Genomic DNA, 13,866 nt, shown 5'->3' on the forward strand with positions numbered 1-13,866 from the left:
CCTCGGGCCCCCTTTCAGCGGCCATCTCTTTCAGAGCCTCAGCCGCCGCCGATCCGCACTCCGGTCACCGACAGCCCCTCGACGTCGCTCACCACGTCGGAGCGCAGCACGTGCGCGAACGTGCTGTCCCTGATCGCGATGTCCCGCAGCGGCTGCTCGGGGTAGCCGCGCAGCAGGTACGCGCTGCGCGTCCGGTCGCTGCGCAGTCCCGACACGTGCACGTTGCGGATCGGGGGAGGGTCGTCGCCGTTGTGGCCGTCGCCGTGGTAGAGGTCGATGGAGACGGCCTCCTTGGTCAGCTCGCTGATCGTCACGTCCTTGACGAAGACGTTCTCCACGAAGCCGCCGCGCACCGAGTTCGTCTTGACGTACAGGCCGAAGTACAGCCCGGGGCCGCCCCAGCGGCAGCGGCGCACGAACACGTTGCGGATGCCGCCCGTCGTGTCGGTGCCGATCGCGACGGACCCGTACCGGTAGCGCATGTCGCAGTCCTCGATCAGCACGTTCTCGCACGGCACGCCGACGCGGCGGCCGTCGGGGCCACGGCCCGCCTTGATCGCGATGCAGTCGTCGCCGACGTCGAACACGCAGCCCGAGATGACGACGTCGCGGCACGACTCGGGGTCGCAGCCGTCGTTGTTCGGGCCGCGCGAGTAGATCGACACGTTCCTGACCAGGACGTTCTCGCAGCGCACCGGGTGGATCTCCCACATCGGCGAGCGCACGATCCGCACGCCCTCGACCAGCACGTTGCGGCACAGGTACGGCTGGATCATGTTCGGCCGCAGGTAGTGCCCGGCACCGAACACGCGCTCCGCCACCGGCACGCCGTCGGCGGCCATGCGCTGCAGTGCCTCCCAGTCGGCGGCCTCGTGCGGCGTGCCCGGCCGCCAGCCGAACTCCGGCGTGCCCACCCACGGCCACCAGTGCTCGGGCCCCGCGGAGCCGTCGAGCGTGCCGCCGCCGGTGATCGCGATGTTCTCCTGCTCGTAGGCGTAGATGAAGGGCGAGTAGTTGTAGCACTCGATGGCCGAGAACCGGGTGTAGACGGCCGGCAGGTAGTCGGCGGGGTCGGTGGAGAACCGGATCACGGCCCCCTCCTCGACGTGCAGGTCCACGTTGCTCAGCAGGTGGATGGCGCCCGTGTCATACGTCCCCGGCGGCACCCGCACGTGCCCGCCGCCCGCCTTGTGGCAGGCGGCGATCGCCGCGCGGAACGCCTCCGTCCACAGACCGTCGCCGCCGCCGTACTCGGTCACGTCGAACCAGCGGTCGGGGAACTCCGGCGGGCGCACCCGCTCCCGCAGCTCGTCGGCGTACCGCCACGCCGCGGCCTCCGTCATGGGCTCGGTCATGGGCTCGGTCAGCCTGTCCATCTCACCTTCCTCATGCGCAGCGCGTGATAGAGCGGCAGCGCGATCACCCAGGACGGGTTCCACGTGTTCGCCTCGCCCGTGCGCTGCCAGTTGGTCTGGAAGAACCCCTCGCCCTGTTCGCCCGGCGTCCGGAACCCCCAGTCGCCGGGCTCGCGGCAGATGCCCTGGCCCATGGCGTGCAGGATCCGCACGGCCCGCTCGGCGTAGCGCGGCCGGCCCGTGGACAGGCCGAACTCCAGCAGCTCCGACGTCGGGAAGAACACGTCGAGGTGGTGGTTCTGCACGCTGACCGCCGGCCAGCCGGCCGCCTTGAAGCCGCGCCGGGCGAACGTGCTGCCCGCGGCGAACTCGGGCGACCACACGTACACGAAGGTCAGCAGCCAGTCGGCGGCCGCCTCCGCCCAGCCGGCGTAGCGCTCGTCGCCGGTCAGCCGGTGCAGCTCGTACGCGGCCAGGAAGAAGTACATCCCGGCCTCCTTGTCCTCGCCCGAGGCGTCGAGCGTGGCGTGCGCGAACGGCCGCTCGTACGTGGCCGCGTGCTCCCGGTGGTAGGCGGCCAGCACCTCCTCGGCGCGCAGCAGCCACACCCGCTCCCCGCTCAGCCGGTACGCGCCCAGCATCGCGAGGACGCACGCCACCCCGGCCGCGCTGACCATGCCGGAGACCGGCGTGCCCCACGGGCTCCAGCCGACGGGCACGACGCCCTCGGGCAGCCTGGTGTGCCAGAAGACGGAGGCGGCGTCCGTCACCGCCTCCTCCCAGGCGTGCGGCACCTCCAGCCCGGCCTGTCTGAACAGCAGCGCGAGCGCGGCCAGGTCGGTGATGGTCTCGCCGTGTGCCCGGCTGGAGACGAAGTCGCCCCAGCCGTCCTTGCGGAACGACTCCCAGCGGTCCTCGTCCACCAGGTAGCGGGCGGCGTGCAGGCCGCGCACGGGCGTCCTGCCGCCGTGGACGTAGAAGTCGGCGGCGCGGCGGGCCCGCTCGATCCGCTCGTCCTGGCCGTCCTCGACGCCCAGGATGGCCTCGCACAGGGCCAGCTTCATGGCCTGGCCGGTCCAGCCGTACAGGTAGGAGCGCGGGCGGCCGTGGCGCACGCCCTCGTAGGCGAGGTGGCCGTCGCCGTTCCAGCGGGAGTCCATCGCGTCGGTCTTGAGCCGGACGATCTCGTCCACGCTCAGCGGGGCGGCCCCCTCGTCCCGGTAGAGGCGGGTGTGCACCAGCGTCCTGAAGCCGAAGCCGCGCGGCGCGACCTCGCCCCAGTCGAGGCTGTGCCGGGTGGTGATCTCCGCGCCCGGCGCGAGGTCGCGGTAGCCGAGCGGGCGGCCGGCCGTCTCCGCCTTGCTGACGTAGCAGACGTCAGGCCGGCCGTTGAACGCGATCACGCCGGTCATCGCCGTCACCGCCAGGCCGGGCGCGCGGACCGCGCCGAGCGAGCCGTAGGCGACCGAGCCGTCCTCCTCGTCGCGCACCGGGCCGGGATGCGCGAAGAGGCTGAGGTAGCGGCCGTCCCACGCGGCGTTGACGGCCGGGATGGGCAGGCGGTGCTCCTCGCAGACGAAGCCGATGTGCGGCACCTCGCGGGCCGGGTCGGATGACGGGTTGTCGTTGTAGAGCACGCCCGGCATGGTCAGGCAGGCGTCCTGGACCGGCAGCGGGAGCAGCAGCCCGGCCGCCACGTCTACGAGCCGCTCGCCGGTGTCGTTGCGCCAGGTGGTGCGCAGCTCCAGCATGCCCTCCCGGCCGAAGCCCAGCTCCAGCCGCACGCTCAGCTCCCCGGCCCGCGCCGTCGCCACGATCCCGTCGCCGCCGGAGCCGGGCGGCAGGACGCGCACGCTCGCCGGGTCGGCGGGCCGGAACCGCCAGGGACGGCCGGTCGAGGCGGTGAACAGGACGTGCAGCGGCACGCGGAGGTGCGGCTCGGCGGCGCCGTCACGCCCGAGCCGCACCTCCGCGCCGCCCACTGGAGCGCCGCCCACTGGAGCGCCGCCCACCGGGGGATCGCCCGCCACTCCGGCGCCGCTCACGATCTCGACCAGCTTCCCGCCCGGGCCGGCCAGCCGGGCGAGCGGCGGAACCGGCCGCTCGCCCGGAGCATCGGAGCGCCGGGGGCCGGTGCCGTGGCGGGCCGTCATGGGACGCGGCGCAGGCGGATGGCCTGGCCGACCGTGCCGGGCAGCGGCACCGTGACCGCCGGGCCCTTCATGATGCCGAGCGGCGTCACGGTCATCTCCCACGTGTCGATCACCTCGGCCTCGTACCGCCCGTCCGGCACCTCGAACGACCGCTCGGGGAACCGGTGCTCGCCGCAGAACTCCAGGTAGAACTCCCCGGTCAGCTCCAGCATCGGCGCGTCCCTGTCGCGGTATGCGGCCTCGTCGGGGATGGCCGCGAGCACCTGGCGCAGCAGCGCGAGCCTGGGCACGGCGGCCCCCTTCAGCGTCCCGCCGTCCTGCGACCAGGTCAGCCCGTCGTCGCCCGCGTACGACTCGCCGTGCGTCACGCAGCGCCGCCGCACGACGCCGTCCCACGCCTGGACCACCACCTCCTCGGGGGTCAGGCTGTGCCACGGGTCGTCGGCGTCGCCCTCGTACCCGCAGAAGTCCATCCGCACCGGCTTGTGGTGGTGGCGCGTCCGCACCCAGGCGTCGCGCGGGCTGCGCGCCCGTACGCTGCCGTGCGTCCACACCCGCCGCCACAGCAGCGGCGAGCCGGCATCGACGGTGATGGACAGCGGATGGTGCAGCGGGTCCTCCTCGGCGACCAGGTTCCCGAGGCTCACCCAGTCGTGCTCGGTGAAGGCGGGAAAGGCGCCGGGGTCGTCGGTGAGCGACCACCACACGTTCTGATGCGGCGCCAGCCTGGGCACGACCTCGCTCAGGTAGCGGGCGGCGCCGTCCACGTCCTCGATGCCCTCGCCCGGCCGCAGCAGCACCAGCTCGGCCGTCACGCCGATCCCGGCCAGCTCCTCCACCCGCTCCTCCAGCGCGTCGAGCGAGCAGCGGGAGGCCAGCGCCGCCATCCGCACCCGGTCGAACGGCGACGACTTCAGCGTGGCCAGCGTCCGCGCCCGCCGCCGCTCGTCGTGCAGGTGCCAGCCGAGCGCGGTCGTCGCCAACCCCTTGTCGATCATGAAGTCACCTTCGTCATCCGCAGCGCCAGATACGGCCGGCCCGGCAGCGCGACCCGCACCCGCCCCTTGTGCTCGCCGTCCACCGGGCTGATGGTCATGTTCCAGGTGTCGATCAGCTCCACCCGGTACGCGCCGTCGTCCGGCAGCTCCACCGTCACGTGGGCCTGCTGCCGCCGGCCCAGGTAGCGCAGGAACGACCCGGCGGGGCTCTCCTCCACCACGCGCCGCAGGAACGCGATCCTGGCGGGGCTCTCGCCGAACAGCTCGCCGCCGTTGCTGACCCAGGCGCGCGGCTGGTGGCCCATCAGCGACTCGCCGTGCCCGACGTAGCCGCCCCGCGTCACCCCCTCCCAGAAGCGGTCCACCAGCTCCTGGCCGGTCACGTTGCCCCAACGCTTGCCCAGGTCGCCCTCGTAGGAGATCTCGTCGATCACCACCGGCTTGGGGCAGGCGCGCAGCCAGGCGTCGGTGGGGGTGGCGTCCCAGTGCTGGATGCTCTGGTGCGTCACCCACGGCTTGGTGAAGTCGTAGAGCGAGGCGACCTCGTACATGCGGGTCCCGTTGTGGATCGAGCGCAGATGCTCGTACGGGTCCAGCCTGGCGATCGTGCGCAGGATGTCGTCCCAGTCCTCGACGGTCTTCGCCTTGTTGAAGTCGTACTCGTTGGCCGCCGACCACCACACGTTGCGGAAGGCCGCCAGGCGGGCGATGACGTAGCGCAGGTAGGCGTGGTCGGCCTCGCGGCCCATGTCCTCGATGCCGCGCAGGCCCCCGTCGTACGGGTGGAACAGGATGATGTCGGCCTCGACGCCGATGTCGCGCAGGTCGCGTACCCGCGACTCCAGGTGGCGGAAGAAGGCCGGGTCGTAGCGCGTGAAGTCGAGCCCGTCCGGGTCGGTGCCGGCGAACGGCACCAGCGGCGGCCGCATGGCCCCGGTGGGCAGCACGCACATGCGCAGCTTGTTGAACGGCGAGGCGGCCAGCGTGCGCAGCGTGCGCCGCTCCCGTTCCTCGTCCAGGTCGTGCGTCCAGTGGTAGGCGGTGGTGCCCCACGGCAGGTACGGCGTGCCGTCGGCGTACACGAAGCCGGTGCCCTCGGCGCGCACCGGGCCGTGGTTGCCCGGCGTGGCGGGGGTCACGGTGAACTCCCCGGTCACGCCGTCCAGCTCGGGCACGTTGCTCACGGTGGTGTAGGTCCACGAGCCGACCGCGTCCGGCATGAACCGGACGCGGTAGACGCCGTCACCGTCGTAGAAGCCGCCGGCCTCGACGATGCGGTGACGGAAGCGGAACCGGGCCGCCAGGCGAACCTCCGCGAAGGGGTTGCCGCCGGCCGGCCCGGCCAGCTCGATCTCGTGGACGCCCCAGCGTTCCACGGTGGAAGTCAGGGTTACCAGTCCTTCCCTGCGTCCGCCTGCGCCTTGATGTAGGCGGGGATGTCCTCCTGCTGGGACACGGTCAGCGACTGCTCGGGGGTCATGCCGTCACGCAGCACGTGCTGGCGGAAGACCGTCCACAGCGGCAGGTCCCAGAACTCGGTGTTCTCATAGTCGCCGATGGTGGCGTTCTCGCCCCAGTAGACCGCGGAGGTGTCGATGCCGGCCAGCTCGGGGATGGCCTTGCCGAAGCTCTCCACGACCTCGTCGGTCTGCAGCACGGCCTTGATGCCGTGGCGGGAGATCTCGGTCTGCGCCTCCTCCGACACCAGCCACTTCACCACCTGCAGCGCCTGCTCGCGGTGCGGGGCGGCGGGCGGGACGAACGCGGCCCTGGTGTTCGGCTGGTAGATGGTCTTCGAGCCGCGCTCGAACACCGGGAGCGCGCTGACGCCGATGTCGACGCTCTCGCGGTACTGCGCGAACGAGTCCTCGTCGCCGTCCTCGATGAACAGCTCGCTGCCGGCGTACATGGTGAGCCGCGACAGCGTCTCCACCGCCATGGCCAGGTGGCCGGGCCGGCTCATGTCGCCCTTGAGGAAGTCGGTGACGGTGGTGAACCCGTTGCGCGGGATCATCAGGAAGCGGTACAGGTTCTCGGTGTACTCCCTCCACCCCTCACCCGTGATATCGACCTTGACCTCCTCGGGTTCCGGCTCCTCGCTCGTCGTCGGCTGGAACGGGTAGAGCCCGAGCTGGTTGAACTCCAGGTACTGGTCGGGATGCTGCATGTACCCCTTGTAGTGGTCCAGCCCGTCGTCCCTGGTGAGCTTCTTGGCCAGCTTGTACGCGTCGTCGTACGTCATGCCGGGCTTGGGGTACTTCACCCGGAACTTGTCGAAGATCTTCTTGTTGTAGAGCAGCACGTGCTCGTCGATGAAGATCGGCACCCCGTAGATCCCGCCGTCGGAGCGCGACTTCGTCAGCTCGACGGCGGCCTTGTTGAGCGTGCTCAGGTCGATGCCGGCCCGCTCGATGTCGGCGGTCATGTCGCCGACCCAGCCCAGCGGTTCGAGGTCGCGGTCGATGCGGGACTTCGGGTCCTCGATGACGATGTCCGGCGTGACGCCCGCGTTCTTCAGGTCCTCGTAGCGGATGGGCAGGTCCCACGTCGCGTACTTGATCTTCACGCCGGGGAACGCCGCCCGCAGCCTGTTACCGATGATCTCGTCGAAGACGCGGGTGCCCTGCCGCTGCTCGTCGACGGTCGACTCGAACGGCTTGTAGTTGGCGGCGAAGATGAACAGCTCGTCGTCGCAGACCTGGAACGGCTGGTTGTACTTGTTCGGCACGTCCTTGCAAGCAGCGGTCTCCGCCGCGACGGACGCCTGGGCCGGGACGGTGGTCAGGGACAGCGCGAGCGCGAGCAGCGCGATACCGCGCACCTTGTGCATCTCTCTCCTCAGCGGGGCTGTTTCGCGGGGGTGTAGTGGCACTGACGCACGACGTTGCGCCGGACGCCGTTCTTGAACTCGGTGATCGTGTGCTCGGGGTAGTTCGACAGCAGGCCCACGGCGTCACGCAGGTACTGCTCGTTGAAGACGACGTGCCGGATGTTGTTGCGGTTGTAGCTGTAGACCATGTGGATGAAGCCGTCGGCGCTCTGCGTCAGCATCGGGTACGTGAACTGCGGGCCCGACTGCGCCTCGACGTCCACCGAGTGCTCCCAGGTGCGGCCCTTGTCGGGCGAGAGCGACAGCCGCATGGGGGAGCGGTGCTCCACCCACGGGTTGTAGGCCAGCACGAGCTTGCCGGTGTCGAGCTTGAGCGCGGCGACCCGCGAGTTCGGGTTGCCGATCGGCTCGGCCACCGGCTCGCTCCAGGTGCGGCCGAAGTCGGTGGACTGGCTGGTGTAGATCGCGGCGTCACCGGTGCGCATGTACGCGACCAGCCGCCCCGGCTCCACCTCGACCACGCTCGCCTGGATCGAGCCGCGCGGCGTCCTGATCCAGTCCTCGGTGTTCTCCGGGTACGCCTGCCACGAGCTCATGTCCTCGCTGAAGACGTAGAACCCGGAGCGGGAGCCGCCCTCGTCGTAGATGGGCAGCAGCACCTCGCCGTTCGACATGCGGATCGGGTTGGTGCCGACCATCCACCCCCATTCCTTGCGGATGGTGACGGGCTCGCTCCAGGCGTGGCCGCCGTCGTCGGAGGTGATCAGCCGGATCGGCGCCTGCTCCCAGCCGTGCCCCTCGATCGTGACGAAGAACAGGTAGAGGCGCTTGCCGTCCGACCACAGCACCGGGTTGCCGTCGGCCTTGCCCGGCTCGTCGAACACCACCTCGGGCTCCGACCAGGTGTGCTCGCCGGCCGCCAGCCGCGACATGTAGAGCGCCTGGTCCGGCGCCCCCTCGGTGGCGCCGCCGTAGTAGACGGTGAGCAGGTCGCCCTGCGGGGCCTGCGCGATCGTCGCCGCGTGCACCTTGGGCACGTCGGGGTCGGGCGGTGCCACGTCCTGGCGGCAGGCGTACGCGCCGGTGGGCTGCACCCGTACCGTGCCGCTGTCGCCGCCGGCGGCGTCGCGGTCGCCCGCGACGTACGACGGCACCGCGACCGCCACCGCCAGAGCGCCGTATAACAGGCTCTGCCGTACTTTCATCACACGCCAATCTCTAGATACTTGATGGTCTTGCGCAGGTAGGAGTAGGCGACGTGGACCCGGCCTCCGCCGCCGTCGATCACGCTCGGATACGAGTAGCCGAGCTCGTTCTGCCAATACTCGGAGTCGGCTTCCTGCAGGACGCGCCGGTGCGGCCAGGTCGCACCGCCGTCCTCGGACAGGGCGAGTGACAGCGGGGTGCGCAGCGCCTTCTTACGCGGCTTCCCGTTCTTGGTCACCCACCGGAACCGGTCGCGCTCCAGGCTCGCGTCGTTGTAGACGAGCGCGAGCCGTCCGTCGCCGAGCCTCGTGAGCTGGACGGAGGAGTCGTTGCTGGGCAGCTCGGTCCGCTCCGGCGCGGACCAGCTACGGCCGTCGGCCGAGAACGAGGCGTGGATGCGCCCCGCCCGCCGGTCGCGGAAGAAGGCCAGCAGCCCGCCGCCGGGCCGTGGCACGACCGTCATCTGCACCAGGCCCGCGCTGTCCGGCACGTCGTGCGCGGTCCAGGTGTCGCCGCCGTCCGCGCTGAGGTGGACCACGCTGTGGTCGCCCGTCGGCGCGCAGTGGTAGGCGGGCAGCAGCCAGGTGCCGTCGTCCAGGACCAGCGGCGGGTGCCGGACGAAGCTGCCCGGCTTGGCGAGCATCACGCGCGGCGCGCTCCACGTACGGCCGCCGTCTCCGGAGGTGCGGGCCACCACGTGCGCGCTGGTCTGGTCGTGCGGCTCGCCGGAGGTGTGCAGCAGCCACACCCGCCCGTCCACCTCGAACAGCACCGGGTTCTGCTCGGTGCGCTCGGGGTCGGCGGCCACCAGCGCGGGCTTCTCCCAGCGCCCGCCCGCGAGCCGCGACACCACCACGTTCGTGCCGGGGTCGCCCTCCTGCGGGCCGCTGAACCAGGTGCACAGCAGCTCGCCCGACGAGGTGCGCAGCAGGTTGGCGGCGTGGTTGTCGACGCCGTGCGGGGCCGGCAGCAGCGCCTCCTCGGCGTCCTCCAGCGTGGCGGACGGGCGTACGACGCCGTCGAAACGCGGGTCGCTCACGCGGTCACCTCCCGGATCTCGGGGCCGGGCACGCCGCGCAGGTCGAGATCCTCGGCGAAGTGGCAGGCCACCCGCCGCCCGCCGACCTCGCGCAGCGGCGGCCGGTCGGCGCGGCACTCGTCCTTGGCGTACACGCAGCGGGGGTGGAACGGGCAGCCCGGCGGCACGTTCGCCGGGTCGGCGATGTCGCCGAGCAGCTTGATCCGCTCCCGGTGCCGCTTGGCCGCCGGGTCGGGGTCGGGCACCGCCGACAGCAGCGCCTCGGTGTAGGGGTGCAGCGGCCGCCGGTACAGCTCCTCCGTGGGGGCCTGCTCGACCACCCGGCCGAGGTACATCACCGCCACCACGTCCGCGACGTGCTCGATGATGCCGAGGTCGTGGCTGACGAACAGGAAGCCAAGCCCCGACTCCTCCTGCAGGTCCATGAGCAGGTTGAGGATCTGCGCGCGGACCGACACGTCCAGCGCGCTGACCGCCTCGTCGGCCACCACCAGCCGGGGCGACAGCGCCAGCGCCCGCGCGATGCCGACCCGCTGCCGCTGGCCGCCGCTGAAGGCGTGCGGGTAGCGGCTCGCGTACTCGCGGCGCAGGCCCACCCGTTCGAGCAGGTCGCCCACGCGCTCGGCGATCTCGTCCGGCGTGCCGTAGCCGTGCACCCGCATCGGCTCGCCGATGATCTCGCGCAGCGTCTTGCGCGGGTTGAGCGACGAGTGCGGGTCCTGGAAGATCATCCGCACCTCGGCCCGGTACGGCTTGAGCTCCTTCTCCTTCAGCGTCGCCACGTCGATCACCGAACCGTCGGGCCGCCGGTAGAGCATGCGGCCGCTGGTCGGGTCGTGCGCGCGCACGATGCACCGGCCGAGCGTCGTCTTGCCGCAGCCCGACTCGCCGACCAGCCCGAGCGTGCTGCCCGGGGCGATGTCCAGATCGACCTCGTCCACCGCGCGCACCGCGCCCACCTGCCGGCCCAGCAGGCCGCTGCGGACGGGGAAGTGCTTGGTCAGCCCTTCGATCCGGAGCAGAGGCTCCGTGCTCACGATTCCTCCCTGTCATCCGGGGTGTCGTCCGGGGCGCCGCCCCGCTGCGGTTCCGGCTCGTCCTGGTAGAGCAGGCACGCCACCTCGCGGCCGCCCACTTCGGTCAGGCGCGGCGTCACCACGTCGCACCGCCCCTCGACGGCGTGGTCGCAGCGCGGGTGGAAGGAGCAGCCTTCGGGCCGCGCGTACGGGGGCGGCACCGAGCCCCTGATCGCCGCCAGCCGCCGCTGCCTGGCCTGGCCGAGCCGGGGCATCGAGCGCAGCAGCGCCTGCGCGTACGGGTGGCGCGGCTGCGACAGCACCTGCTCGGCGGAGCCGTACTCGACGACCCGGCCCAGGTACATCACCGCCATCGTGTCGGCCACCTGCGCGGCCACGCCGAGGTCGTGGGTGATCAGCATGATCGCCATGCCCAGCTCGTCCTGCAGATCGCGCAGCAGCTCCAGGATCTGCGCCTGCGTGGTCACGTCGAGCGCGGTGGTCGGCTCGTCGGCGATGAGCAGGCTCGGCCGGCACGACAGCGCCATCGCGATCATCGCCCGCTGCCGCATGCCGCCGCTCAGCTCGAACGGGTAGGCGTCCACCCGCCGCTGCGGCATCGGGATGCCGACCCGGTCCAGCATCTCGATGGCGCGCTTGCGGGCCTCGGCCTTGCCGACGTTCTCGTGCAGCCGCACCGCCTCGATGATCTGGCTGCCGATCGTGTGCACCAGGCTCAGCGAGGCCATCGGCTCCTGGAAGACCATCGCGATGTCCTTCCACCTGACCTGGCGCAGCAGCCGCTTGTGCGCGCCGACCAGCTCCACCGGGCCGTCGGGGCGGTGCAGGGTGACCTTGCCGCCCTCGATCCGGCCCGGCGGGTCCACCAGGTGCAGGATCGAGCGGGCCATGACGCTCTTGCCGCAGCCGGACTCGCCGACGATGGCCAGCGTCTCGCCCTTGCGCATCCGCAGGTCCACGCCGTCCACGGCGTGCACGACGCCGTCGTCCATGTGGAAGTGCGTGTGCAGGTCCTCGATCTCAAGCAGCACGTCGCCTGCGGCCACGCCTGCCCACCCCCTTATTGCGGTGTTGATGGTCGCGCTCACTGTCGGCCTACGCGGTTACGCCTGAACGGCTTCCTTCTCCGGCCTCCGCTCGCCGCTCCGTACGGGTCGGCGGCGTCGCGCAGCCCGTCCCCGAAGAAGTTCATGGCGACCACCACGACCACCACCGCGACGCCGGGCGCGAGCAGCCACGGGGCGTTGGCGACGACGCGCACGTTCTGGGCGCCCTCCAGCAGCACGCCCCAGCTCACGGCGGGTGCCTGCAGGCCGAGCCCGAGGAAGCTCAGGCTGGTCTCGCCGAGGATCATCCCGGGGATGGCCAGCGACAACGAGGCGATGATGTGGCTGGCGAACGAGGGGATCATGTGCCGGAAGATGATCGACAGCCTGCCCACGCCGTCCAGCCTGGCCGCGGTGACGAAGTCCTCCTCGCGCAGCGCCAGGAACCGGCCGCGGACGTCCCTGGCCAGACCCGTCCACCCGATCAGCGACAGCAGCACCGTGATGGCGAAATATCGGGTGAGCGGCCCCCAGTCGGTGGGCAGCGCCGCCGACAGCGCCATCCACAGCGGCAGCGTCGGTATCGCCATCAGGAACTCGATGACGCGCTGCACCACGTTGTCGACGCCGCCGCCGAAATAGCCGGAGACGCCGCCGATCAGCATGCCGAGCAGGAAGCTCGCCGCCACGCCCACCAGCCCGATGGACAGCGACACGCGTGCGCCGTGGATGAGCCGCGACAGCAGGTCACGGCCGTTCTGGTCGGTGCCCAGCAGGTAGAAGGGATCGCCGTGCCGCACCGGGCCGATGAGGTGGATGTCGGACGGGATCAGCCCCAGCAGCTTGTACGGATCGCCGTGCACGAACAGCCCGACCTCGATCACCTGCGACGGATCCTCGGTGTAGGTCTGCGCGTACGTGCGCGGGTCGCGCTCGCTGGTGTACCCGTACACGTGCAGGCCGTGCTCGGCGGAGATGCGCAGCACCTGCGGCGGCGCGTACGTCATCTGCGTGTTCGCCGTCGAGCTGGACATCGGCGCGAAGAACTCCGCGAAGATCGCCACGAAGTAGACCGGGATCAGGATCGCCGCGCCGACCATCGCGAGCCGGTGCCGGCGGAACTGCCGCCACATCAGCCGCCACTGCGGCAGCGTCCCTGCTTCCCTCGCCGTCGGTCGCCTGAGGAACATCTGGCGCTACTCTCTCTTGTACCGTTTGCGAATTCGCGGGTCCCACCAGGCCAGCGCCAGGTCGCTGATCACGGTGCCGATCACGGTCAGCGTGCTGAGGATCAGCACGAAGCTGCCGACGAGATACATGTCCTGGTTCAGCACGCCGCTGAGCAGCAGCGGGCCGCCGGTGGGCAGGCTCATGACGACCGAGACGATCGTCTCGCCGCCGATCAGGCCGGGCAGCAGCCAGCCGACGGTGCTGAAGAACGGGCTGAGCGACATCCGCACCGGGTACTTCAGCAGCAGCTTCCACTCCGGCAGGCCCTTGGCCCTGGCGGTCACCACGTACGGGCGGTAGAGCTCGTCCAGCAGGTTGGCCCTGGTCACCCGGATCATGCCGGCCGTGCCGGAGACCCCGATGACCACGATCGGCACCCACAGGTGGCTCAGCAGGTCGAGCACCTTGCCGAGGTTCCAGGCCGCGTCCTGGAACTCCGGCGAGAACAGCCCGCCCACGCTCTGCCCGAAGTAGCGGAACCCGATGTACATGAGGACCAGCGCCAGCATGAACTCCGGGACCGCCATCCCGATGAAGCCGAGGAACGAAAAGCCGTAGTCGCCCCAGGAGTACTGCTTGACCGCGCTGTAGATGCCGATGGGGAACGCGATCGCCCAGACCATCAGCAGCGAGCTGAGCGACAGCACCGCCGACAGCGCGATGCGCTCGCCGATCAGCGTGGAGACCGCCTGGTTCCAGGCAAACGATTGACCGAAGTCGCCGTGGAACAGGATGGCGGAGAACCAGCGCCAGTACTGCACGAGCAGCGGATCGTCGAGCCCATAGCGCTGCCGCAGGTTCGCGATCTCGGCGGGGGTGATGCCCTCGCCGCCCGCCTGCGCGTTCGCGACCAGTGTCGAGACGTAGTCGCCCGGCGGCAGGTTGATGATGACGAACGCGACGATCGAGATCGCCCACAGCGTCACCACCACGTAGATCAGGCGGCGCCCGAAGTAAGCCAGCACGCCGTGC

At 71.0% G+C, this 13,866-nt stretch carries 11 protein-coding genes; all 11 read right to left on the minus strand.

Annotated features, from left to right (window positions below):
* Positions 1–38 precede the first annotated feature (38 nt).
* Genes ACFMQL_RS25420 through ACFMQL_RS25470 form a run of 11 tightly spaced genes read right to left on the minus strand, consistent with a single transcriptional unit; the run spans position 39 to position 13,859 of the window.
* Positions 39–1,376 carry a glycoside hydrolase family 28 protein gene (locus ACFMQL_RS25420; RefSeq protein ID WP_364056244.1) on the minus strand — a complete coding sequence of 446 codons (1,338 nt, stop codon included), beginning with the start codon at positions 1,374–1,376 and terminating at the stop codon, positions 39–41.
* The gene (locus ACFMQL_RS25425; RefSeq protein ID WP_378787340.1) at positions 1,364–3,508 is read right to left on the minus strand and encodes a hypothetical protein; all 2,145 of its coding nucleotides are present in this window, start codon (positions 3,506–3,508) and stop codon (positions 1,364–1,366) included. The genes ACFMQL_RS25420 and ACFMQL_RS25425 overlap by 13 nt, the downstream gene beginning before the upstream one ends.
* Positions 3,505–4,506: a DUF5605 domain-containing protein gene (locus ACFMQL_RS25430; RefSeq protein ID WP_364056238.1), complete on the minus strand. Its 1,002-nt coding sequence runs from the start codon at positions 4,504–4,506 to the stop codon at positions 3,505–3,507. The genes ACFMQL_RS25425 and ACFMQL_RS25430 overlap by 4 nt, the downstream gene beginning before the upstream one ends.
* On the minus strand, positions 4,503–5,882 hold the full coding sequence (locus tag ACFMQL_RS25435; protein ID WP_364056235.1) for a DUF5060 domain-containing protein: 1,380 nt from the start codon (positions 5,880–5,882) through the stop codon (positions 4,503–4,505). Before ACFMQL_RS25435 ends, ACFMQL_RS25430 begins: the two co-directional genes overlap by 4 nt.
* A gap of 14 nt (positions 5,883–5,896) precedes the next feature.
* Positions 5,897–7,336 (minus strand): extracellular solute-binding protein, encoded by a 1,440-nt coding sequence (locus tag ACFMQL_RS25440; protein ID WP_364056232.1) that lies wholly within the window; start codon positions 7,334–7,336, stop codon positions 5,897–5,899.
* Positions 7,337–7,344: 8 nt separating this feature from the next.
* A complete protein-coding gene (locus tag ACFMQL_RS25445) occupies positions 7,345–8,541 on the minus strand; it encodes an exo-alpha-sialidase (protein ID WP_378787343.1) in 1,197 nt (398 codons plus the stop codon).
* Positions 8,541–9,581: a sialidase family protein gene (locus tag ACFMQL_RS25450; RefSeq protein ID WP_364056226.1), complete on the minus strand. Its 1,041-nt coding sequence runs from the start codon at positions 9,579–9,581 to the stop codon at positions 8,541–8,543. The genes ACFMQL_RS25445 and ACFMQL_RS25450 overlap by 1 nt, the downstream gene beginning before the upstream one ends.
* A complete protein-coding gene (locus ACFMQL_RS25455; RefSeq protein ID WP_364056223.1) occupies positions 9,578–10,618 on the minus strand; it encodes an oligopeptide/dipeptide ABC transporter ATP-binding protein in 1,041 nt (346 codons plus the stop codon). The genes ACFMQL_RS25450 and ACFMQL_RS25455 overlap by 4 nt, the downstream gene beginning before the upstream one ends.
* Positions 10,615–11,664 carry an ABC transporter ATP-binding protein gene (locus ACFMQL_RS25460; protein WP_364056220.1) on the minus strand — a complete coding sequence of 350 codons (1,050 nt, stop codon included), beginning with the start codon at positions 11,662–11,664 and terminating at the stop codon, positions 10,615–10,617. Before ACFMQL_RS25460 ends, ACFMQL_RS25455 begins: the two co-directional genes overlap by 4 nt.
* Positions 11,665–11,702: 38 nt before the next feature.
* Positions 11,703–12,854, minus strand: a complete 1,152-nt coding sequence (locus tag ACFMQL_RS25465; RefSeq protein ID WP_364056217.1) for an ABC transporter permease — start codon at positions 12,852–12,854, stop codon at positions 11,703–11,705.
* A 6-nt stretch (positions 12,855–12,860) separates the two neighbouring features.
* Positions 12,861–13,859: an ABC transporter permease gene (locus ACFMQL_RS25470; protein ID WP_364056214.1), complete on the minus strand. Its 999-nt coding sequence runs from the start codon at positions 13,857–13,859 to the stop codon at positions 12,861–12,863.
* Positions 13,860–13,866 lie beyond the last annotated feature (7 nt).

Origin of the sequence: Nonomuraea fastidiosa (assembly GCF_042751225.1) — a bacterium.
In the GTDB taxonomy this organism is placed as follows: domain Bacteria; phylum Actinomycetota; class Actinomycetes; order Streptosporangiales; family Streptosporangiaceae; genus Nonomuraea; species Nonomuraea fastidiosa.

What these genes read in the sequence shown, in the direction of transcription:
- ACFMQL_RS25420 (WP_364056244.1), bottom strand. Translation starts at nt 1,376, where the DNA reads ATGGACAGGCTGACCGAGCCCATGACCGAGCCCATGACGGAGGCCGCG.
- ACFMQL_RS25430 (WP_364056238.1), bottom strand. Translation starts at nt 4,506, where the DNA reads ATGATCGACAAGGGGTTGGCGACGACCGCGCTCGGCTGGCACCTGCAC.
- ACFMQL_RS25445 (WP_378787343.1), bottom strand. Translation starts at nt 8,541, where the DNA reads ATGAAAGTACGGCAGAGCCTGTTATACGGCGCTCTGGCGGTGGCGGTC.
- ACFMQL_RS25465 (WP_364056217.1), bottom strand. Translation starts at nt 12,854, where the DNA reads ATGTTCCTCAGGCGACCGACGGCGAGGGAAGCAGGGACGCTGCCGCAG.
- ACFMQL_RS25440 (WP_364056232.1), bottom strand. Translation starts at nt 7,336, where the DNA reads ATGCACAAGGTGCGCGGTATCGCGCTGCTCGCGCTCGCGCTGTCCCTG.
- ACFMQL_RS25425 (WP_378787340.1), bottom strand. Translation starts at nt 3,508, where the DNA reads ATGACGGCCCGCCACGGCACCGGCCCCCGGCGCTCCGATGCTCCGGGC.